Here is a 22849-nt window from a genome sequence, read left to right as displayed (position 1 = left end):
TCGCAACGATCCACTACAAGAGCCACACCCCCGAAGAACCGTCGTAATACACCAAACGACAGCAAGAGGCGCAATGTCACACCACAGCTACCAAAACCCCAGAGAACCCGACGATCTCCTCGTCGCCCAGCAGGACCTCACGCAGGTGCGAGCTGACCTCGCAGACCTGATCAAGAATCTGCCGTACTCCGTCGAGCCGATGGAGGCCTGGCAGCGCCCCGACGGCTACTGGCAGAACGCACCGAAGTCCTACCCGGATTCGCCGGGCTGGTCAGAGCAGGAGCAGACGGAGGTCGTGGGGCTGCGGGAGCGGGAGCGCACTCTCGCCGCCTCGATCGTCACGCATGCGTTCTGGGACGACGTGGCTTCGACCGACCTGCCCGATGCCCGGTCCCAGCTCAAGCATGTCCGCCGCGGGGACGGTGAGGGCCAGGAGTCCCTGTAGCCGTGGCGGACCGTCCCGAGCTACTGGCCACCACGGTCGTCCTGGCCGACGGTCAGTCCCCCTGGATCGATCTGCCGAATTCCCGGTCGAAGATTACTGGTTGCCTCAAATCCAGCGCGCGCCAGTGCGACCGCGGCCCTGTGCTCGGGCCGATCGAGTTCCTGCTGCGATCGCGAGGGATGCCGGGTAGAGCACGCCATGTCCGAAGCGGGCGCGGGCTCGGTCGGCGACGGCTTCGATTGCGAAGGGTTTGTCGTCGTTGCTGTCGAGGGTGAGCTGGCGGGTGGCTTTGGCTGCGGGTAGGAGGGCGTCGGCGCGCAGGCTGATGTGGCGTACCCGGGCGCGTTGTAGTCCGAGGGACTCGTACACCGCGTACGCAGCGCGGGCCAGGGGCAGGGTGTGCTGGGTTGCCTCGGGCAGGGTGCGGCTTCGGCGGGTGGTGCTCTGGTCGGCGTAGCGGATGGTGCAGGTCAGCCCTTGGGTGATCTGTCCGCTGGTGCGCAGGCGGGCGCCGAGGTCGTCGGCGAGGGCAAGCAGGGTGCGCCGGTGCTCGGCAGGGCCGAGTTCGTCATGCGGGAAGTGATGTTCGGCGCTGATGCTCGCCGGTGCCGGGGTGCGGTCGACGATCTGGGTGTCGCGGCCGTGGGCCTGCTCGTGGAGGGTGCGGCCGGCGCGGGCACCGAGGAGGCGCTGCAGCGTGAGCTGGGGGACGTCGGCGACGTCGCCGATGGTGTGCAGGCCGTATTCGGCGAGTGCGGCGGCGGTTCGGGTGCCGATGCCGGGCAGCTCGCGGACGGGGCGTGGCCGCAGGAACGCGTCGATCGCCTCGGGTGAGTCCTCGATGACGGTGCGGCGGCCGGGCGGGGTGAGGGCGGCGGCCATGGCGGCGAGCAGCCGGTTGGGCGCGGCCGAGGCCGAGCTGCGCAGCTCGTAGTACGCCAGGGCCCGCAGCTGAATGAGTTCGGTGACGCCCCGGGCGTCCCGGTGCCAGAACCGGATCGCTCCGGACAGGTCCGCGACAGCACTGTCCGGCTCCAGCATCTGCACGCGCGGTGTGAAGTCTTCCAGGAGACGGCGCAGTTGCTGAAGGAGATCCGGGTTGTGCTCGGGTGCAAGAGCAAACCGGATGTGGAGGATCTGACGTCCCTCGCCCACGGTGATCACCCTGCGCTTCCGGGGCTTCGGTGCCCCAGACGGCGAAGGTCCGCCGAGCGGGTGCCGGCGGGCTGGAGGTCCGCGTACGGGTGCAGGCGGGCCCCAGCGGTCCCATCGGCGAGCGTGCGGGCTGGGGCGGCGGGCTGCGCCGGAGTGGGGGCCGGGGTGGTCCGGCCGAGCAGGTCGAGGGCGGCCTGGGGGCCGTGGTCGCGGCGGGCGGTGGCGACCTCTTCAAGATCCCAAGCCATTTCGCCGACGACGGTGCGGCGCGGGCCGCGGGCCTCGACGGTGCCGCGTACCAGGAGGAGCCCGGAGTGGAACACGGTGTGCGCGCAGGCGGCGTGGCTGTCTTCGAAGAATGCGATGTCGACCAGGCCCGAGCCGTCCTCCAGCGTGCAGAAGATGACCCGTTTCCCGGACGGGATCGGTGGGGTCTGCGTGGAGGCCCGTACCCCGGCGACCAGTACTTTCTGGCCGGGGATCAACGCGCGCAGATGGGCGGCGTCGGTGGCGCCGAGTTCCCGCAGCAGCCGGTGGTGGTGCTCCATCAGGTGCTGCGAGACGTCGATGGAGAGCGTGTCGATTTCGGCGCTGAGCTTGTCGCGGCTGGTCATCTCCGGCAGGCCGCTCGGCTCTGCGGTCACCAGCTCGCCGCCGAGCGGGAGCTGTCCCTCGGTGGTTGTCCGGTTGCGGTACTGCCGGTGGAGCTCTTCGGCCTGCAGCAGCAGGTCCCGCCGACTCTGGTCCGCGGCAAGGTCGTCGAGGGCGCCGATGCGGATCAGACGCTGGGCGAGCGGGAGCGACGGGCGGGCCCGCTGCCACAGATCCTGCAGGCTGGTGTACGGCTGGCCGGCGGTGAGGCGGGCGGTCTCGGCCGAGTGGATGCCCTTGACCGTGGAGAAGGCGAGGCGCACGCCCCACCCGTCCTCTGTGGCTTCGACGCTGTGCTGGAGGCGGGAGCGGTTGACGTCGATGGGCAGGACGGGCACGCCGTGGCGGCGGGCGTCGGCGACGATGACCCGGCTGGGCCACATTCCGGGGTCGTGTTCCAGCAGCCCCGCATACAGGAACGCCGGGAAGTGTGCTTTCAGGTAGGCGCTTTGGAGGGCGGGGACGGCGAAGGCGACGGCGTGGGCGCGGCAGAAGCCGTACGCGCCGAAGGAGGTGACGGTCTCCCACACGTCGTCGAGGACGTCCTTGGTGTAGCCGCGCTCGCCGGCGGCGCGGCGGAACCACTGCTCGACCTTGGGCAGCCGGTCGGGATCTGCCAGGGCCCGGCGGGCGACGTCGCCGGCGGCACGGTCGCAGCCGGTCATCCGGGCGAGGATGGCGATGATCTGCTCGTGCCAGATCACCACGCCGGACGTGTCGGACAGGATCGGCTCCAGGTCCGGGTGCGCGTACTTCGGTGCCGCGCCGTGGCGGGCGGCGATGAACAGTGCGGGCATGCCGCCCTGCACGGGGCCGGGCCTAAAGAGGCTGATGTCCGCGATGACGTCCTGCATGTGCCGCGGCTGAAGACGCCCCACCAGATCTTGCTGGCCGGGGCTTTCCAGCTGGAACAGGCCGACGGTGTCGGAGGCCTGGATGAGTTCGAAGGCGAGCCGGTCGTTGAGGTCGACGTGGTCAGGGTTGTCGAGATCGAGCTGGCGGCCGGTGGTGCGGCGGATCTCGGTGACCGCGTGGGCCATCGCGGACTGCATCCGCACTCCGAGGACGTCGAGTTTGAGGAGGCCGAGGTCTTCGACGTCCTCCTTGTCTGCCTGCACCATGGGGTAGCCGGCCGGGGTCGGCTGCACCGGCAGCCGGTCCAGTAGCGACGCGTTGGAGATGATCACGCCGCAGGGGTGCATGGCGTAGCCGCGCGGCAGCGCGTCCAGCCCCTCGGCGAGCTCCCACAGCGGCCCGAACCTCCTCGCCTGACTGGCTAGTTGTCGCAGCTCGGGCAGCTCGGTCAGGGCGGCGCGGATGTCCCGGGCCCGGATGTGCGGGAACGATTTGGCGATGTCGCCCACGACCTGGGGTGGCAGGCCGAGGGCGAGTCCGGTATCGCGCAGGGCGTGCCGGGCCCGGTAGGTCTCGGGCATGCCGGTGACCGCGGTCCGCTCACGCCCGAACCGTTCAATGATCTTGTCGTAGACCTCCAGACGCCGCTCGGACTCCACGTCCAGGTCGATGTCCGGCAGCGACGTGCGCCGCTCGCTGAGGAACCGCTCGAACAACAGGTGGTGCTCCAGAGGGTTGGCCGTGGCGACGAACAACGAGTGGTTGACCATGGAGCCGGCACCCGAGCCACGTGCGGCGACCCGGATCCCGAGCGCCCGGGTGTCGGCGACCACCTGGGCCACGGCCAGGAAGTAACCCTCGAAACCGAGCCGGCCGATCACGCCGAGCTCGTAGTCGAGCTGCCTGACGGCGCGGTGGTCCGTGTCCAGGCCGCGGGCGGCCATCCCGGTCTCGCACCGCTGCCGCAGCAGCCGCATCGCCGACCCCGGCTCCGCCCCGGCGCCCACGACGGACGGCTCGGGAAAGTGCGGCCGGCCCAGCCCGAGATCGGCAGGGGTCAGAACACAGGACTGGCCGGTCGCCTCGGTCTCCGCCAGCAGGCGAGCGGCCCGCGCGCGGTGCTCGCCGAGGGCCTGGGCGATCTGCTCGGCGGCCGCCGCCATGGCGGCCGGGTCCTTCAGCCACCGCTCGCCGCCGTCCAGGTGCCGGCCATCGACCGGGCGCAGCAGCCGCGCCGCATCGAGGACGTCGGCCAGGCGGTGCTGGGCGGGGTCGGCATAACGGACCGTGTTGGTCAGCACCGCGGGCACGCCGAGCTGGTCGGCCAGGCCCACGGTGCGCGCGGCCAGCCGCAGCGACCCTGGGCCGGTCCCCTGCCGACCCAGATATGCGGCCTCCAGCCGCAGCCGTGGCCCGGCCAGCTCCCGCCACGGCACCAGCACCTGCTCGGCGAGATCGGGACGCCCGGCGGACAGGGCGCGCACCGGCTCGGACGTAGGTCCGAGCAGCACGACCAGGTCCTGGCCGGCGTTCGCGCGCAAGACCTCCCACGAGACGACGGGCAGGGTGCCGTCGGCCTCGGCATGCGCGGCGGATACCAGACGGCACAGCCGGGCCCACCCGGCTGCGTTCTGGGCGAGCAGGGTGATCCGCAGCGGCGGCTCCATCACGTGCGCGCCGCCGCGGGCCGGGGTACGGGGCCGGGCCGCGTGCGGCGCCGGCGGCCTGAGCGGGGCGACGGCGATATCGACGCCGAAGACGGGCCGCACCCCGGCGGCCGCGGCAGCCTTGGCGAAACGGACCGTGCCGGCGACGGTGTCGCGGTCGGTCAGCGCGAGCGTCGTCATGCCGCACTCGGCCGCCCGCCGCACCAGGGCGTCCGGGAGGGAGGCGCCGTAGCGGGCGGAGTAGCCGGAGGCGACATGCAGATGAGTAAATCCATCACCCCTGCGCCACCTGCCTCTCGCGAACCCCCTAGCTGACCTGCGTCTCTTGAAGTGTCCACCATAACGCAGAATTCGAGCATGCGTTCGAACATAGGTTCTGGGGTGCGTCACGGAAGACTCGGCGGCCTGGTGTGGCTGAACCCTCCTGGTTGGCCTTTGAGTGCTACAGGGGGCAGCCGGGCGAGCCTCGGGCGCGGGAGGGCCGCCGACGGCGGCCATCCCGGATGTGGAGTCTCACGCCCCTTGGTGGTCAGGCGGGAGAGCCTCCCGTGGGGCTGCCGCCTGCTCAGGATGCGGCTCGCCTGACCTGGCGCCGAGCGCGGTCCCCGGGGAGCGAGTGGGGCGGCTCACGCTTCCAGCCTGGCCTGTCCAACTCGCCGACGGCGCTGGTGTTGTGGCGGTGGCGCCGTCTTCCGTAACCGGTGGCTGCCCGGCAGACTGGGTCGTTCGGCGCGAATGATCAGGGGAGAACATGGAGTTAGAGCCCACCGAGCTGTCTGAGGCGATCAAGGCGGTACGCAGCGGACTTGCCGCTGCGCAGCTGGATGGGGACAGCTCGCCGATCCGGTTCACGGTCAAGGAGATCGTGCTCGATCTTGGGATTGAGTTGCGGAAGACTGCTGTGGCCGGCGGCGGGGTGAAGGCCTTGGTCGTGTCCGCGGACGCCAGGGGCGAGCGGGCGAGCACGGCTACGCACCGGATGACAGTCACCTTGCAGGTGGCCCCCGATGACAGCGGGCGTGATCTACCGATCGGGGATGCGGCACGCGGTCGTGGCGGCCCGATCGACGGCTTCGCGTAGGGCCCAATGGTGGGAGGGGGAACGGCGCAGCGCACGGTCGAGGTCCTCAACCAGGCCGCAGACTCGTACGGCACCGGCTGTCTGCTTGCTCCCGGTCTGATACTCACCGCTCATCATGTCGCCAAGCCGGGCGAAGGCCACGTGGTGCGGGTCCGGGATATGGCAAGTGCGACGTTCAGCGAGGCTGTGGCGGTCTGGGAGAGCGCCGAGTGGGACGTCGTGCTGCTGGTGGCCGACCGCGCTCTGGTTGGCGCCGGCGTCCAGGCGGTGGGTTTCGGCGAGCTGGTCTCCGACTATCCAGCGCGGCGCCCGGTATGTTCCACCACGGGTTTCGCCAAGGCGATGCGCCGCAAAGTATCCGCTCGATCTGAGCGGTACGTTGACGATCTGAAGACCGTCGACGGGCGCATCGCCCCGCACACCGGCTCCCGGTCGAAGATGTACTCGCTCGAGGTCGACGGCGCCGTGGTGACCGATGTGAGGAACTGGCAAGGCCTGTCAGGGGCGGGGGTGTTCTGCAACGGCGTACTGGTCGCCATGGCCACCCTGGTCGACCCCCAATGGGATCGCGGCATATTGGTGCGGCCGCTGTCCCACCTTCTGGCGGACAAGAGCTTCGCGGCCGCGGTCAGCGCGCACACCGGCATGGCCCCACGCCTGCAGCCCGCTGACCTCAAGGGCCTGCTCGACGACATACCCAGTCCGACGCTGTCCTCTTCCCATCTGCTCGACCCTCGCGCGCAGGTCGTCGGTCTCACCGGCATGACCGATCTGATCGGCCAGATCGAACAGTGGTGCAACGGCCCTGGCCAGGTGGATGTCGCGGCCGTGACCGGCCTGGGTGGTACGGGCAAGTCCCGCCTGGTCGTCGAGCTCCTCAGCCGCCTCACGGCCAGGCACGACAACTCCCGGCCGTGGAGCGGCGGATTCCTCTCCGAGACGCCGCCGCACACGGACTACGGGATGCTCGCCTCCTCCTCGTACCCGCTGCTCATCGCCGTCGACCTCGCGGAAGCACACATCCCCCAGATCCGGGACCTGGCGCGGGCACTGGCGGTTCCGCATGACGGCGCGTGCGTGCGTGTGCTCCTCCTGGCCCGCGGGCACGACGGGTGGTGGCCGGCCCTGAGCCGCTATCTGCGCGCGCAGCAGGCCGGCGCGGCCAGGGAGACGTTCATGCTCACGCCGGACGACGCGCTGGAAGGCCACGGTCCCGAGAACATCTACGTGGAGGCCAAGGCCGCCTTCGCCCGCCGCATCCGGTTGCTCCAGCAGGCCGGTCACGCGGACAGCACCTGGTCCGACACCGTGGTCGCCGACGCCCCACGCCGCTACGGAGATGGCATCGAGCACACCCTCAGACAGCCGGTGATCTACCACCACGTCGCCGCGCTCGCCGACGTCCTGGCCCGCGCCAACCCGGACTTCGCCCGCAAAGACCATCCCATGGAGGTTCTCCTGGCCAACGAGGAGAACTACCTGCGCCGCATCGCCGAAGCCCGCCTCGGTACCGGCGCCGTCGACATGAAATTGCTGCATACCCTCGTCAGCGCGCAGTTGCTGGCCGGCGCCACCACCGCCCGGGACGGCAAGGCAGCCATCCGCGCCGGCTTCGACGTCCATCACCACGGCTACGGGGCCACTGCCCCTCCCGACCCGGAACGCCTCGCCGCTCTCGACGACGTCCTGGCCGCTGCCTACCCCGCCGTGGACGGAGCGCACTGGGGCGCCATCGGCGCACCGCTGGCCGCCGCCTGGCTCACCGAGGCCGGTACCAGCAACGGGGGTGAGTTCGTCGAACACTTCCTTCAGCACGACGTCCTCGCACCCGAGCAGCGCCGCCGGACTCTCAGCACCGTCATCCGCGCCGCCCAGGAACAGCCGGCTCTCGCCGACGCCGCGCACCGGGCCGTCGCCTCAGACCCGGAGCGGCTGCTTCCATTGGCCGCCCAGACCATCACTACCGAACTCGGCCCCGATCAGGCCCAGCAGTGGCTCGCCGACCTTGAGCACTCGATTACCGACCGCGCCGCGCAACCCGACGTTGACCGCGACGTCTACGAGTGGGCCGCCGCCTTCCTTGGCGAGGTACAGGCCCAAGTCGCTACCGGTGCCGAAGAAATGGACGAGTTCATCGACGTGCTCCTGCACGAGGACACCGCCGACGAGGAAGACGACGAAGCAGAATCCGAACCCGATACCGATGCCCCGGAGCGGCCTGCCGATCTCCCCCTGATCCGGACCAGGGTCAGTGTGCCCATCCGGATCGTGATCACCGTCCTGGCGGTGGGCCACCTCGGCCTCGTCACCGCCACCCTCATCATCGCCCTGAACTCCGACAGCATGCGCGGCGTGGGATGGGCACGCTGGTGCTTTCTTGCCGGGGTCCCCAGTGCACACCTCGCCATCGCCACCGCCTACGGAAGCCGCCCACCGGTCCGCAGGGTGCCGATCTTCTGGATCGCGCCGCTGTTCATCATCGTGTGGACCACGGCCTTCGCTGTGATGGCTCATCTGCCGTTGCCGCTGCCGTGGGCGCTGTGGCCGCTCGTGTTCGGCATCGGCTTGGTCGCCTTGGCCTTCGCCTGGCGAATGTGGGTCGGCCGATTCCCTGCGGCCGAGCCTCCCACTGTCTGAGTTCGCCCCGGAGACGGCACCGCATGACATGGACCGGGCAGGCCTCATCAGGGGGCGAGAAGTCGGAGTGGGGCCGGTGCCCCGGGCAAGGGAAGGGCCCACACTGCCAGCGCTGCGGTGACACCGTTCGAGGTCACACCGATCAGCCCCAGAACGAGGTGGCTCGGGCCGGCCGGTCTCACCGTGCCGGAGTGCGGACCAGGCCCAGGACCGGGTCGAGGCGGAGTATGTGCCGCTCGGTCCGGTGTCCCTGTATCTGCCCGTCGGACGTCACCCGATGGGGCAGCAGGCGCAGTTCGCGGGCGAGTGGGGTCTTGTTCCACTGGTGAGGCGGGGCGGTGTCGGGGCCTTCGGACAGGTAGATGCAGGGTGCGGGGACACTCAGGCGGGCGAGGTCGGCGACCTGGTCGCGGGTGAGGCGCTTGTGGCCGGGTGCCGGCATCGGAAGCTCCTGGGTGCACTGGGGGTCGAGCCAGCAGGTGCCGTCGGCTGTGCGGTAGACGGGGAGGAGCCGTGCGGAGTCGGCGCCAAGGCGAGTGGTGAGCAGGTCGGGGTCGAGGTCGCGGTCGGTGACCGGGTACAGGTCGGTGAGGGTGCCGGGGGCGGGGATGGCGGCGGTGTCGGCGGCCGCTGCGTGCGCGGCGTCGTGTCCGGCGCGTCGGCGGTCGTCGTCGAGGGCGTGCTCGGCCAGGGTGTTGAGGTCCGCGTAGACGGTCTCGATCATGAAGGTGACGTCCTCCGGGATGGCGACGGGGCCCTTGGCGGTGGTGGCGAGGAGGTCACGGGTGCGGCGCAGCAAGGCGGGGTCGTAGACGTTTCCCCACGCGGGAGGGGGCAGCTCACCGTCGGGTGTGAGGACGACGAGGCGCGGGGTCGGTGCCCAGGCGGGCCGGCGGCCGCGGCCGGCCAGAGCGTGGCGATGCCCGCGTCCGGCACGTTGGAGGAGCTGGGCAAGGGGAGCGAGGTCGGTGACGACGAGGTCGAAGTCGACGTCGAGGGACTGCTCCGCGACCTGAGTGGTGACGACGATCCACGGCTCACGCGGCCGACAGGCACGGGGGCCCAGGAGCTGAAGGAGCCGACGGGTGAGGTCTTCGCGCTGCCACTGCGGCATGCGGGCGTGCAGCAGCAGGAGGTTCACCGCTCGCGTACCCGTGCGGGCGGCCAGGGCCCGGTAGGTGGCCTGGGCATCGGGCACCGTGTTGCACACCACAAGAACAGCGCCCGGGTCTTCGCTCTCGTCGTAGAGCGGGGCCAGGGTCCGGGCCAGGTGTGCGGCGCGGCCGTCGGCCGGCTTGGGGTCGTGAGTGTGGCGCACGAGGTGCTGGTCGAGGGTGAGGGCGTGCGCGCGGGTGCTGGGGATGGTCGCCGAGGTGGTCACGGTGCCGGTGGTCGCGTCCGCGAACAGCCAGCCGGGGTAGGCCGGTGCCACGCTCGGGGGTTCGCTGTGGCCGGCGCCTTGGAGGTAGGCGTGGACCAGACGCTCGGCGAGGCTGCCGGCGAGTGTGGCGGACAGCAGCACAACGGGTGTACCGAGGTGCCCGAGCCACTGGAGCAGGCGGACCGTGAGCGCGTGACCGAAGGCGTCGTAGGCGTGGGCCTCGTCGATGATCAGGGTCTTGCCGGACAGGCCGAGCCAGCGCAGAGCATTGAACCTCATCGGCAGGCAGGCCATCGCGGCCTGGTCCCACGTGCCCACCGCCGCGCCGGCGGCCAGGCCCAGGTGCTTGCGGCGTACGAAGTCGCCAGCCGTCGTGGAGACGCCGTCGTCGGCGAGTTCGGTGTCCGGGGCGTCGGTGGAGTAGCCCTCCCGCAGCCATGCCATCCCGTGCAGCAGCGTCACCGGAGTGTCAGCTGACGCGCTATGGCGGACGTAGGCGCGCACGCGGTCCCACATCGCGTCGGTGGTGGCCATCGTCGGCAGCAGCACCGCGAGCCCGGGCTGGCCGGCCGCACCGCCGAGCAGCCGGGCACCGAATAGGCCGTTCTCCGTCTTGCCGTCCCCGGTCGGCGCGGTCACTAGCAAGATCCCGGGCCCGTTCACCAGGCCCGGCAGCCGGGCCGCGATGTCGGCCTGCAGCGGATACGGGTCCGTGATTTCCGGGAAGACATCCGCGAACCGGGACGCGGGCGCCCACTGCGGCGCGTCGAGCTGCAAGGCTCTGACCACAGGTCCTGCCGCGGCGAACGCCCTCTGGAAATGAGCCTCCCAGTCCCCGTCCGCCGCCGTCAGCCAGGCACGCTGCCGGGCAGAGACCCACTGGTTCCCTGAGGCGATCCAGTCCGCGAGCACCACCAGTCCGGTCACCAGCACCGCGGCGCCCGCAGAAGCCACCCGCTGCGGCGCCGCCGGCCGGCCGCACGCCCGGTGCACGACATCCACCAACGCCGCCCGCTGCTCCCGCCACCCCGACGCCGTCCCGACCCGCGGCTCACTCCGCTCCGGATGCCGCAGCGCCACCCGGTCCAGCATGGAGCCGTATACACCGTGGTGCCCGCCAAGAATCTGCGCTATTTGATGAGCCACCGACCGCCCCGGCCGCACAGAAATGTCATACCCGTAGGCGGCAAGGAGCGACGGCAGAACGAGATGCGTCACCCGCTCATGACGTACAGAACCCTCGTTCATCCAGCCTGAAGGCGTAGCGAAATCCTCCTCCCGCAAGAACTCCGGATCAGGACCACTCGGAGCCGACTGGAACGACGGACAGCACTTCCCCAAATCGTGCAGACCGGCCCAGAAACCCACCAACTCACGAGCCTGACACTCCGAGACCTCGAAGGAACCAGCGACGAACTTCCGCTGACCGGCAGAGAGATGCACATCCCACAGAACCAATGCAACCGCCGCCGTATCCAGCGAATGACACCCCAACGGATACGGCTCGGGAAGCTCCTCGAATTTCCCCCACACGCAAGAATACAACCCAGAAGACATGTAGATAAACACCTCAAATACGAGTGAGAGATTTTCGGAAATTTAAAACGAGGGCAATACGGCCACGACGCCAATGCGATCCGCGGACACCCGCGCGTGCAGGCTGAACCCGTAAGCCACGCCCCAGCTGACCATGTCCTGCGTCGGACGCCTGCACGTGCGGGCTGAACATCTCGCTCACCACCGTGATGGCGGTGCGAATCGTCGGACTCCCGCGCGTGCGGGCTGAACATGAACGGCCTTGTGACGTCCGGACAGGTGGCGTGCCGACGGACACCGGCGCGTGCTGGCTGAACTGGTTCGTGTGGTTGCTGATCTACGACGGCTATGACGGATACCCGCGCGTGCAGGCTGGAGTGGAAGGGGGAGACCCGACTCTCAAGATCCACGACGGACACCCGCGCGTACGGGTTGAACACTCCGCAGATGATTGGCCCCTCCGCCAGGACCGAAGGACACCCGCGCCTACGGGCTGAACGGCGGCGCCTGGGCCGGGTCCGCAGCGCTCCTCGAAGGACGCCCGCGCATGCGGGCTGAATATGTAGTCGCAGCTCACCCAGCCGACCTGCCCCGTCGGACACCCGCACGTGAAGGCTGAACGGAGGGCGTAGTGTTGGTAGTCGGGCATGTCTCGTCGGACACTCGCATGTGCGGGCTGAACTTCAGGGTGCGACCGACCATCAGGCGGCGGTTCGTCGGACACCCGCGCGGTGCAAGCTGAACCCGGGCGGCCGCGATCCGCGATCGCTGTCAGCCGACGGATACCTGCGCATGGCTGAACACGGCCGCATCAACAGTCTCCGAATGCCGCAACGACGGACACCCGCGCGTGCAGGCTGAATACCTCGCAGCTGATCCTGCCGTGGATCCTCGACGTCGGACACCTGCGCGTGCAGGCTGAACTCCGGCTTCGCCATGCGGGTCCTGGGCTGGAGTGTGGGACACCCGCGCGTGCAGAACGGCAAGTCCCTCAGCAACGGGTTCGCCCAGGTCGTTGGGCACCCGCGCGTGCGGGCTGAACGTCGCCTCCTCTTCCTCCAGGGAATAGCTCAGCGACGGACTCCCGCGCGTGACGGCTGGACTGCTTGGCGAGGAAGGCGTATATCAGGAACGCCGACGGACTCCCGCTCGCGGGGTGGACAGCCACTGATACCCGCGTCTGTCCCCCCGCCGCGACGGACTCCCGCGCGTGCAGGCTGCACCCGGCCGACCTGGAGCGGATCGCGGAAGAGACCGTCGGACGCCCGCTCGTGCGGGCTAAACGAATACGAGATGATGTACCACGGGCCGATCGGCGTCGGACTCCCGCGCGTGCAAGCTCGACGGTAGGAGCGGCCTGATGGCGCGCTCCGGGGGACGACGGACACCCGCACGGGCAGGCTGAACTCGTACTTCGCCATCCGCTGGTGTCAGTTGAGCGCCGGACACCTGCGAGTGCGGGCTGAACGACCTCGTACTCACCCCGAACGCGTCGATGTACGTCGGACTCCCGCGCGTGCGCTGACCGGCTGCGCTGCGTGATGCTTCCCGTAACCGCGGCTCTGGAACAACTCCCGCGCGTGCAGGCTGTACTTCCGAGGCCAGTGTCGAGAAACGTCACGCTGCGTCGGACTCCCGCGCGTGCGGGCTGAACCCCATGCTGCAGGTGCAGCCAGTCCTCGGCGACGGCGGACACCAGCGTGTGCAGGCAGATCCTCACGGTGGAGGCGAAATCCTCACCGCGGATCACTGATGGACTCCCGCGCCTGCGGGCTGAAGTCCTGCTCCTTGATGAAGCGACCCAGTTCCTCTGTCGGACACCCGCGCATGCAGGCTGGAACCCACGCACCGGCTGCGCGGTCCGCGCCATCACCGTCGGACGCCCGCGCGTGCAGGCCGAACATCCGTCCACCGAGGGTGTGGCCCTGGCGCCACGTCGGACACCCGCACGTGCGGGCTGAACATCTCCGGCGGTCCGGCCGTACTCTGGGTCGGCGACGGACTCCCGCGCGTGCGGGCTGAACCTGACGACAAAGGCCGCCCCCTCAGCAAAAGACGCCGGACACCCGCGCGTGTGCGGGCTGAACGCGAGCCTTTCGTAGAGCACCCGCCCGAACTTCGTCGGACACCCACGCCTGCAGACTGAACCTGATGACTACCCCTCCAGGACGCCGGGCACCGACGGACACCTACGCGTAGAGGCGAGGTCCTCGCCGAGAATCACTGGCGGGTTCCGGCGCCTGCGGGCTGAACCCTGTGTTCGTCGTTCCGCGCAAGGTGCGCGGCGTCGGACCCTGCGCGTGCGGCCTGAACCGCTGTGTACGCCCGAGGACCTGGTGAAGGATCGTCGGACTCCCGCGCGTGCGGGCCGAACGCCCACCGGGGCACGAGGCTGATCCAGTGCCGCGGCGGACACCCGCGCCTGCGGGCTGAACCTGGAGCATCAGGGCACGGACGTGGTTGCAGTAGGGCGGACACCCGCACTTGCGGGCTGAACATGAAGAGCGCCAAACGCAGCGCCGATCAGGCCGGCGGACACCCGCGCCTGCGGGCTGAACGACGCGACACCGGGGAGCGACTCGGGCCCGTACGGCGGATACCCGCGCCTGCGGGCCGAACCCGGGGTCGCCGAAGGCGACCGCCGAAGGCGGCGTCGGACACCCGCGCCTGCGGGCCGAGCGCCGCGGTGAATCCCCAACTGCCGGGGGCTGCCGTCCGACACCCGCGCCTGCGGGCCGAACACCCCTTCCTCGGTCACGGCGTGATGACGGGGCGTCGGACACTCGCGCCTGCGGGCCGAACCCCCACCACCGAGTGCATATCTGGCACGGCTACGTCGGACACCCGCGCCTGCGGGCCGAACGCGAGGGTAAGCGAGATCAGATCGCCGGACACCGTCGGACACCCGCGTCTGCGGGCCGAACTGCGTCGAGCAGCAGCCGTGCGAAAGCGGGGACGTCGGACACCCGCGCCTGCGGGCCGAACAGGCTGACGCCGTAGAAGACCCAACTCAAAATCGTCGGACACCCGCGCCTGCGGGCCGAACGTGCTCTGCGTCATGGAAGACGAAGGTGGCCACGTCGGACACCCGCGCCTGCGGGCCGAACTGCTGCTAACACTCGGTACTGACCCCCGGGGGCGTCGGACACCCGCGCCTGCGGGCCGAACGCGAGGGTAAGCGAGATCAGATCGCCGGACACCCGCCTGCGGGCCGAACAATGCCAACACAGACCTGCGGTTCCAGGCCTACGCCGGACACCCGCGCCTGCGGGCTGAACTACGTCGACTCAACCGGTTACACCGCCGCGATCGCCTGACACCCGCGCCTGGGGGCCGATACCAGCCGCGTGGTCCTCGCCCACCTGTTCGGCGGCTGACACTCGCGCCTGCGGGCTGAACTGCAGCTGATGCTGGTCGCCAATCAGCACGAGCGACGGACACCCGCAGGCGGCGGGCTGAACGCGTTCTTCTGATCCTGGCCGCGCTCGCAGTACGGCGGACGCCCGCGCTTGCAGGCCGGACCACTTCTTCGCTCCCTGCTGACCCTGCTGGGCCGACGGACACCCGCGCCTGCCGGCCGAACGAGGGCGTCGCCGGCCGCGTTGACCCGGAGACCGACGGACACCCGCGCCTGCGGGCCGAACGAGGCCGACTCCATCGGCGGCCTGGACGGCGCTGACGGACACCCGCGCGTGCAGGCAGAACTGGCTCGCGTACGGGCACTCCCGTCAGCGCTACGGCGGACACCCGCGCGTGCGGGCTGAGCGAGTCCGGAACGGCCCTGCGGGCCCGTGAGGACGGCGGACACCCGCGCGCGGGCCGAACGTCGGCAACCAGAAAGGCTGCGTCGGCAAGACCGGCTGACACCCGCACGTGCAGGCTGAACAGGTGCAGCATCGCATCGTCCATGGGCGTCATCGGCTGACACCCGCACGTGCGGGCCGAACGCCCACCGGGGCACGAGGCTGATCCAGTGCCGCGGCGGACACCCGCGCCTGCGGGCCGAAGGCCGCGGCCATGGACACGAGGCTCAGCACGATCGTCGGACACCCGCGCCTGCGGGCCGAACATGGCGGCGCACAAACTGACGAGGTGCATCACCGTCGGACACCCGCGCCTGCGGGCCGAACTGGAACGAACTGGCCAAGGGACGCAACCTGTACGTCGGACACCCGCGCCTGCGGGCCGAACTTGAATTGGTTCTGCGCGCCGCTGCTCTCTACCGTCGGACACCCGCGCCTGCGGGCCGAACGCTTCGTGACCTGCTCATTCTTGAGGGCTTTGCTGTTCTTTTATCAAGGTTCATGACCGTGAGGCCTGGCTGGAATGCGTGGTGCTTAGGCCTGGACGAGTGGGGCTATGGACAGGAGGCCTGTTCCGAAGGCGCGGCCGCGACCGATGCCGGTGGTGATGGCGGTGTGGAGGGCCGTGGTGTCGGTGATGGTGGCGGTGCCTTCGAAGCGGGTGACGCGGTCTCGGATGTGCATCCGTTTGTTCTTGTGCTCGGGGTTCGTCTTCCAGCCGACGAGGTCGGGTTGGGGTGCTGTGTTGGTGATCTCGGTGTGCGGGGTGAGGCCGGCTGCGGTGGCTCGTTCGTGCCACCAGTGGGTTGCGTCGTCTCCGTGGAGTGGGATGCGGCGGCCTCGTTTGAATCGGCCTTTGTCGTCTCGGCCTTTGATAGCGAGGCTGCGGGTGGGTTGGGCGTGGATGCGGTAGCGGATGGGGGTTCCGGGTTGGCACCAGGTGAAGAGGGGGGTGAGGTCGCGTTCGTCGGTGGCGGCGGCGTAGCCGATGGGGAGGGCGTCGAGGTTGAGAGGGTGGGTGGACTGGATGAGGAGGGTGTGGCCGCGGGGGTGTTGTTCGAGGCGGAAGAGGATGCCGGCTGCTGCGCGGGGGCTGTCACCGAGGTTGTCGGGGGCGAGGGTGAGGACGGTGCGGTGCAGGGAGTGGACGTTGCGGAGGTCGCGGGCGGCCTCGGTGGACATGGGGTTGAGTTTGAGTCGGGTGAGGTGGGCGGTGGGGGCCATCTGTGGTGCTCCGTAGGTTTTCCCGCGCGTGCGGGCGGGTTGTCAGCTGGTTGTGCGGTGTGAGGTGAGTGCTTGGAGGTAGGTGGTCCCGAGGCCTGCGCAGCGTGTGGTGGGGAGGTGGCGGGTGGACTCCCATAGGCGGCGGGTGGTGAAGGTGCGGCCTGGGTGGGGGACGTCGTCGATGGTGCGGGTGTGGGGGGTGGTGTGGGTGGGTGGGTGTTCGTTGAGGAAGATGACCGGCACGGTGTCGCCGGTGCGGGGGGCGGTGCGGTGTAGGGGGAGGTCTTCGAGGGCGCTGTAGGGGTCGTCGGTGGTGGTGATCAGGACCGGGGTGTCGGGTCGGCAGGCGCGGCGGCCGAGGTGGGGTGGGTAGACGGGGTGGCGCAGCGCGTGGGCCAGGTCGTGGATGAGGGGTTCTGGTCCTGTGAGGGCGATGGTGAATGCGGCGTCGTGGAGGTACCAGTCGCGAAAGACGAGGGCGTTGCCGCGGTGTCCGCCTTCGGCGGTAGGTACGGTCTCGTGTTTGAGCCGTCCGCCGCCGACGGTGTGGAAGTCGAGGAGGAGTTGTCCGGCCCGGTCGATTCGGATGGTGTGGGTGAGTTGTTCGAGGTCGGTGAGGTCGCTGCCCCGGGGGCGGCCCTGGGCTGCGGCGAGGAGGCCGGTGATGCCGCTGCGGGTGGGGTGGGGGTGGCTGGTGCGGGTGGTGCCGCCTTGGGGGCCGCCCCAGAACTGGATGCCGGACAGATGCAGGAGGAGTCCGCTGGTCACTGCTCGGCTGCCTGCGTGAAGGCGGTGTCGGTGATGGTGGTGACGAGGTTGTCTAGGCGGGGGATGTGGGTGCCCAGGGCGGTGACCTGGGTGAGGTCGGCCGTGCCGGAGTGGGCGGCGGCCAGGAGGTGTTCGTCGCCGAGGAAGGCGTTGACGGCGGCGGAGTGCCGGTCGAGGGCGGTGATGCTGGGTGTGGTCCAGCCGGAGGTGTCGTCCGCGGTGACGGGTGCTTCGAAGGCGCCGGAGAGGTTCATGGGCTGGTCGGTGCGCACCGTGAGGTGGACCAGGGCGGGCGGGGTGAAGGGTGCGGTGCTGTTCTTCTTGGCGGTGGGGACGTGGCGGGCGAACTCGGTGAGGAAGGCGTGGGTGAGGTCGCGTGCCATGGTGTGGTCGTCGTCGAGGTTGTGCAGGAGTTCGTCGACGTTGATGGTGGCGTAGCGGTAGAAGGTGCCGGCGGTGTGGGCGTGCTGGCCCATGTGGGCGGAGCCGTTGTCGGTGCCGGGGATGTCGTCGACGGCGGTGAAGAAGTCGGGCTGTTCTTCGCCGGCGTGGGTGGTTGTGGCGTGGGCGACGGCGATGGAGCCGTCGACGGTGGCTTCGGGGGTATTGGCGAGCATGCGGCCGAAGGCCGCGATGGATGCGTTGCTGCGGCACAGGACGGTACGTACGGCGTCCCGCAGCTCGGTGATCCTCGTCTTGGTGGCCTTGTCCAGCGTGGGTGTCTTCGTCTTTGCCTTGCTCTTGGTCTGGGTCTTCTCGGCGGCTTCGGCCTGGGCGCGGGCGTGGTCGGCGGCCTGGGCGAGCAGGTCTCGGTAGGTGACGGCGAGTTCGGCGAGGTCGGCGATGGCGGATTCGGGGACGAAGAGCATGTAGTTGGTGGTGCCGGCCTCGGCGAGCTTCATCCCAGAGAACTGCGCGGTCAGGGCGATGGCCTGTCCCGCGTCGAGGGCGTCCTGGTCGCTCCAGCCGCGATCGCGCAGTTCGGTGGCGACCTTCTCGGGGATGCGGCGGGTGCGCAGGGCCCGCTCGCCGAGGACGGTCTCGGTGTTGATGCGGCAGCCGCGCTTTTGGCAGGCGGAAGAGATCCGCGTGCGTTCAACACCGCCCAGCACGGCGATTTTCGGCGAGCCGAACTCGTCGCGGTTGAGGTTGGACAGCGGGTAGGCGTGCAGAACGTGCGCGTCGATGACGAGGCTCATGCGGAAAGTTCCTCAGTGGTGTTCGCGGGGTGGGTCGGTTCGGGGCTGTAGTAGCTCTGCATCCACGCGTCGGCGATCTTGAGCCGGTACTTCGGCCAGCTGTTCAGGTCGCGCAGCAGTCGCGGCCAGGAGACCGGGATGCCGGCGGCCGTCATGCGGATGACGGGCCGGTGCAGAAGTGCCAGGGCGGGCTTGAGGCGGCGCTGTCGGGCGACGCGTTCCAGGAGGTCGGCGGTGCTGTCCTCGCGCAGCACGCTGTGGTGGACGGCGCGTTCGAGGGACCAGCCGACATTTCCGTGCGCAGCGTCGTACACCGTGGGGACGGCGTGGTCGGTGGTGGGGTTGGCTGCTTGATGGGCGTAGAGGCCGGCGACGGCGAGGTGCGCGACGGTGGCGTCCGGGCCCCAGTTGGGGATGCGGGGGCGCAGATGCCGCATCATCCGCCAGGACTCGTCCAGGCGGCGGAGGTTCAGGCCGTCCCTGAGATCTCGGCGTCCTTGCGGGGTGGAGCAGACGTCGGCGACGTAACTCATGTAGGCGGTTTCGCGGGCCAGCCACGCGGGCGGCTCCGGTGCCGGAGTGGCCAGGGCGTGGGCCGGGCTCGGGCCGGGCTCGGGGAGAGTCATCGTGTTCTTCCGGATGGTCGGGGCGGTCAGGGGGCCTGCCGTCGGGAGCGGGAGGCCGCGCGGGGTGGGCGGGTGAGCTGGGCGCGGGCTTCGGCAGCGGCGCGGCGGCCGTGGGCCGTGGCCTTGAGGACGGTGGCGCTGGTGTCGAAGCAGTCCACGGCCAGGCGCTGGAAGGCGGGAGCGGTGTCGGGTGCGGCGAGGGTGGTCCAGAACTCGGCCTCGGCGCGCTCCCAGTACCGTGCGGCGCCCTGGTCGGCGAAGCCCGGCCGCTCTTCCTTGCGCCGCTTGCCGTAGACGTGGTCCCAGACCGTCTCGAGGGCGCGGCGTAGCCGGCCGGCCCAGGTTTCGGCGCTGGCGCGGGCGGCCGCGATCACGGCAGCGCCGTCGGGATCTGCTTCGGCGAGGTGTCGCAGCACGGGCGGGGTGGTGGCGCTGTACCAGGCACGGTCGCGGTCCTGACGGTCCTGGTCCCAGCCCAGGGCTCGGACGCCGAGCTGGGCGAGGAGGTCGGGGTCGAGTTCGGCGAGGTGGTCGAAGACGGCGGGCCGGCGGCAGGTGTTCTTGTCGCCGGGCCGCTGGTGGAGCAGCAGGGCGTCCAGGTCGCGCCAGACGGCCCGGCTGCGCGAGGCGCGTACGGGGCCGCCGGTGTCGCGTTCGATGACGTAGGGGTCCGTTGCTGCCGGCAGGTCGGTGGTGGTGCCCCAGGTGACCTGGCATCCGACCGTCGAGCCCATGTCGTCGCCGGTCAGCAGGACGGCGTGGGCGGTGCGCCCGGCGAGCAGAGAGGCGGGCCCGCAGGGCGGCGCCACCGCCAGGGGGTCAGGCAGGTCCTCGCGTTCCCAAGGGGCCAGGTCCGGGCCGGGGTTGGTGGGCCAGGAGCTGGGCTCGGGGACGGACAGGACGAGCGTGGTGAACAGGCTTTCGGGGTCGTGAGGGAAGTAGGAGATCAGGGCACGGTAGGGGCCAGCCTTGGCGATGTGGCTGCTGCGGCCGCCGTGCTTGCGGGTCCCGCCGGTGCCGGAGGGGCCGTAGCCCCGCCAGGCCAGCAGCCAGCCGATTGCGTCTGCAGCCTTGACGGGAACATCTTGCGGAGTGGAGTCCGTCCACACGGCGTTCGCCCCCGACGGACGGCTCATGACCAGCCGCCCGGGCGGGGCTAGGTCCCCGCCCTCGTCGGCCAGCCGCGGGTCCTGCAGGAACGGGCGCGGTCCGCCGTACAGTCGCCAGCGTTGCGGGGACGGATCGAAGTACTCCGCGATCCGGCTGGTGTCGAACCGGCCTTGCGCCAGGAGGTCCTCTCGGGTGTCGAGCCAGGCCTGGCCCTGCGAGATGTCCAGGCCGCCTACCCGCAAGGCGATCGCGGCCAGGACGCGGCGCCACATCGCCTCCAGAGGAGGCTCTTGCACGTCGAGATCGGCCAGCAGATGCGCGGCGGCGAACAGCGGGCGCAGCCCGACAACGGCCGTGGTCCCCTCGGTGGCTCCGGGGACCAGGGCGGCGAGTTCCTCAGCCTCGCTCACGGTGAGGCCTCGGCGGACGCGGACCGCGACACAGGGGTCCCGGTCAACGCGAAACAGGCTCGACACGATGCTCCTTCTTCCAGTTCCCGCACCGCCCCGGACCGGCATCCGTGCAGGTCAAGGCGGTGAGTGAGCGCCATGGAAGCAAGTGATCACCGCGTGGCGCAAAACCTCCTCAGTGGCTGAATCCTGATGAGGCATCCGGTTGTCAGAGGCGCTGGGTACAGTCCCGCGGCTTCCGCCCAACGCCCAGTCCGCCCCGCGCCCCGCGCACGTCCATCCGCCGACGCCCGGATCCCGCGCACGCCCCGGCACCTGTCGGCAATTGCCACACCCCGGAACAGAAGTTGACATGCCATCAACGGATCCACCGCGCGAACACCGTCGGCGGCACCCACCAGTCCGGCACCGCACACCCCCGCCCGGCGCCCACCAGCGGGGACCGGCCTGCGCGACCTCGGCGCTGCCCTCCTCGTGTGAGATGTTGCACAGCCTCGCAGCAGTCGAGGACGGCCGAGCACTGCGAGGACAGAGGTGCCGATGCAGGCCGGGATCCCCTGCCCGCGTGCCGACATCCGTGATGATGGGAACCCGTCCGGGGCAACGGATCGGGCAACGCTGGGAGGACGCATATGGCGGTGGAGGCCGGCACACAGCAGGAGCGCGTCGCGGGGCGGGTGTGGACAGTGCGCCTGGACCCTCACGGCCGGCCTTCCGCAGGCGCGGTGAGGCTCACGTGCTCCCAGCGGGCCTGCGCAGACCAGCACTTGGCCAGCGCCGCGGAGGGCCGCAAGGCTGCGATCGGGCACATCAACCTGCACCTGGCAGGCATCCGTGCGGGCGGCGGGCCGCGCGGCGAGGCGTGGTGCGGCTGCCGTGCCGCCGACTGCGCCTGGCACACCCCCGACCCCGACTCCCGCCCCGGACGCCAGGGTGGACCACGGCCGACGGCGCGAGCGGCGACGCGGTGCGGGGGCCCGGTGACCTTGACGGTGTACGTGGACAGGGCCGGACGGTTGTGGCGGATCGCGGAGATGTGCGCACGGTGCGCGGCCGCCCTTCCCGGCTGCCGCGTCCTGGACACCGCCCCCGCCCGGACCACCCCGACAGCGACCGAAGCGACCGACGCGGCGGGGAAGCCGGCCTCGAAGCGGGAGCCCGTAGGCGGCACGGCGGAAGACGGTGTGACGGCGGTGTTCTCCGACCACAGTCCCTCCCCCGCCTCCGCTGCTTCGCCATCCCAGCCCGCCGCGCCGGTGTCGGTGCCCGGTGCCCGTGCCGCCTCACCTCGGCCGGCGTCCCAGCGAGCGAAGCGGTGGGGGAAGATCGCACAGCGGGTCGTGCCGCACGACCTAGCGCCGGACGTGCTGCGGGTGGAACTCATCGAGCTCGGGGACGCCTTCCGTGCCTACCAGCAGCAGCCCGAGCCCGACCTCGCCCTGCTCGCCTTGCTCCACGATCGCAAAGCCCGGGCCTTCCGTCTGTGGGCCGACGCGAGCGGCGACGGGTCCTTGCACCATGAGGCGGCGCGTGCCGAGAAGGCCGCGCAGACCACCCGCGAGATGCACGCCAACCGTTTCGGGCACCCTGTCGATGACACCGCGGGCGGTGACGTGCCGCTCGTGGAACGGCTGCTGACCCGGAACCAGGCCACGCACGCCCGCGCCGTGCTGGACTACGCCCAGTCCCACGCCCCGTACCCGGAGGCGGAGGTGCGCCTGGCGGTGCTCCTGCTCACCCTGCGGGCCGCGCGCGCCGGCACCGGGAACATCACCGGCCAGGACCTCACCGGCTGGCTCCCCGGCGATGCCGAGCAGGTGCTTCAGCGGCTGGTCGAGGCCGACTGGCTGCGCCTGCCCGGCACCGTCGCCGCGGCGATGGCCTCCCAGCCGGAAGATCCCACCAGCATCACCGTCCCCGCGCTGTTGCCCGAACAGACCCGCCCGTTCGACTTCGGCAAGATCACCCGGGCGAGGATCTCCGGGTGGGCCCAGAAAGTGGTGGGCGACCGGAAGATCAGGAAGAAGAAGCTGGGCGCCGCGACCAGGCTCCTGGCCCTGTACACCGCCGCCCACACCCGCCCCGACGGCCGTCTCGGGTACCCCGAGGACGGCGGGCTGCAGCTGGACCATGTCGCCGCGTTCTGCACCCAGTCACCCGACCAAGTTGCCGAGCACGCCGAACTGCTGGTCACCGCCGACTGGCTGGCCGAAGCCGACACCGCCGCAGGACGCCTGCGGGGGCAACTCGCCGAGCGCGTCCTGCCGCTGGGAGGGCTGTTGTAACACGCCGCCCCGTCGA

Annotated in this window: 12 protein-coding genes and 2 CRISPR repeat arrays; of the genes, 4 read left to right on the top strand and 8 right to left on the bottom strand. The window is 70.5% G+C overall.

Going from position 1 to position 22849, the window contains the following annotated elements:
* Positions 1–73: 73 nt before the first annotated feature.
* The gene (locus BIV23_RS00325; RefSeq protein ID WP_071378638.1) at positions 74–445 is read left to right on the top strand and encodes a nucleic acid-binding protein; all 372 of its coding nucleotides are present in this window, start codon (positions 74–76) and stop codon (positions 443–445) included.
* A gap of 105 nt (positions 446–550) precedes the next feature.
* On the opposite strand, the gene BIV23_RS00320 is transcribed toward BIV23_RS00325, so the two are convergent.
* Together BIV23_RS00320 and BIV23_RS00315 are read right to left on the bottom strand one after the other, a co-directional pair.
* Complete coding sequence (locus BIV23_RS00320; RefSeq protein ID WP_245790251.1) at positions 551–1600, bottom strand: DNA polymerase Y family protein; 1050 nt, start codon at positions 1598–1600, stop codon at positions 551–553.
* A gap of 5 nt (positions 1601–1605) precedes the next feature.
* Positions 1606–5271 (bottom strand): DNA polymerase III subunit alpha, encoded by a 3666-nt coding sequence (locus BIV23_RS00315; RefSeq protein WP_425443450.1) that lies wholly within the window; start codon positions 5269–5271, stop codon positions 1606–1608.
* Positions 5272–5524: 253 nt separating this feature from the next.
* On the opposite strand from BIV23_RS00315, the gene BIV23_RS00310 reads away from it, so the two are divergent.
* Together BIV23_RS00310 and BIV23_RS00305 are read left to right on the top strand one after the other, a co-directional pair.
* Entirely contained in the window at positions 5525–5854 is a 330-nt protein-coding gene (locus BIV23_RS00310; protein WP_071378636.1) for a trypco2 family protein, read from the top strand.
* 159 nt (positions 5855–6013) lie between these two features.
* On the top strand, positions 6014–8491 hold the full coding sequence (locus BIV23_RS00305; protein WP_177239623.1) for a hypothetical protein: 2478 nt from the start codon (positions 6014–6016) through the stop codon (positions 8489–8491).
* A 178-nt stretch (positions 8492–8669) separates the two neighbouring features.
* Here BIV23_RS00305 and BIV23_RS00300 read toward each other — a convergent pair whose 3' ends face one another.
* The 6 genes from BIV23_RS00300 to casA form a co-directional block, all read right to left on the bottom strand.
* Positions 8670–11429, bottom strand: a complete 2760-nt coding sequence (locus BIV23_RS00300; protein WP_071378665.1) for a CRISPR-associated helicase/endonuclease Cas3 — start codon at positions 11427–11429, stop codon at positions 8670–8672.
* A gap of 2569 nt (positions 11430–13998) precedes the next feature.
* Positions 13999–14576: a CRISPR direct-repeat array (repeat unit 29 nt; unit sequence CGTCGGACACCCGCGCCTGCGGGCCGAAC).
* A 749-nt stretch (positions 14577–15325) separates the two neighbouring features.
* A CRISPR array of direct repeats spans positions 15326–15660; the repeat unit is 29 nt; unit sequence CGTCGGACACCCGCGCCTGCGGGCCGAAC.
* Between the two features lie 85 nt (positions 15661–15745).
* Positions 15746–16435 (bottom strand): type I-E CRISPR-associated protein Cas6/Cse3/CasE, encoded by a 690-nt coding sequence (gene cas6e, locus BIV23_RS00295; RefSeq protein ID WP_071378634.1) that lies wholly within the window; start codon positions 16433–16435, stop codon positions 15746–15748.
* 42 nt (positions 16436–16477) lie between these two features.
* On the bottom strand, positions 16478–17203 hold the full coding sequence (cas5e, locus tag BIV23_RS00290) for a type I-E CRISPR-associated protein Cas5/CasD (RefSeq protein ID WP_071378633.1): 726 nt from the start codon (positions 17201–17203) through the stop codon (positions 16478–16480).
* The gene (cas7e, locus tag BIV23_RS00285) at positions 17200–18402 is read right to left on the bottom strand and encodes a type I-E CRISPR-associated protein Cas7/Cse4/CasC (protein ID WP_071378632.1); all 1203 of its coding nucleotides are present in this window, start codon (positions 18400–18402) and stop codon (positions 17200–17202) included. The genes cas5e and cas7e overlap by 4 nt, the downstream gene beginning before the upstream one ends.
* Entirely contained in the window at positions 18399–19028 is a 630-nt protein-coding gene (gene casB / locus BIV23_RS00280; protein ID WP_071378631.1) for a type I-E CRISPR-associated protein Cse2/CasB, read from the bottom strand. Before casB ends, cas7e begins: the two co-directional genes overlap by 4 nt.
* Before the next feature lie 26 nt (positions 19029–19054).
* The gene (gene casA / locus BIV23_RS00275) at positions 19055–20548 is read right to left on the bottom strand and encodes a type I-E CRISPR-associated protein Cse1/CasA (RefSeq protein WP_177239620.1); all 1494 of its coding nucleotides are present in this window, start codon (positions 20546–20548) and stop codon (positions 19055–19057) included.
* Between the two features lie 1340 nt (positions 20549–21888).
* On the opposite strand from casA, the gene BIV23_RS53470 reads away from it, so the two are divergent.
* On the top strand, positions 21889–22833 hold the full coding sequence (locus BIV23_RS53470) for a hypothetical protein (RefSeq protein ID WP_342746337.1): 945 nt from the start codon (positions 21889–21891) through the stop codon (positions 22831–22833).
* Positions 22834–22849 lie beyond the last annotated feature (16 nt).

The sequence above is a fragment of the Streptomyces monashensis genome, from assembly GCF_001866665.1.
Taxonomy (GTDB): Bacteria; Actinomycetota; Actinomycetes; order Streptomycetales; family Streptomycetaceae; genus Streptomyces; species Streptomyces monashensis.
This window is presented reverse-complemented; position numbering and strand designations above follow the sequence as displayed.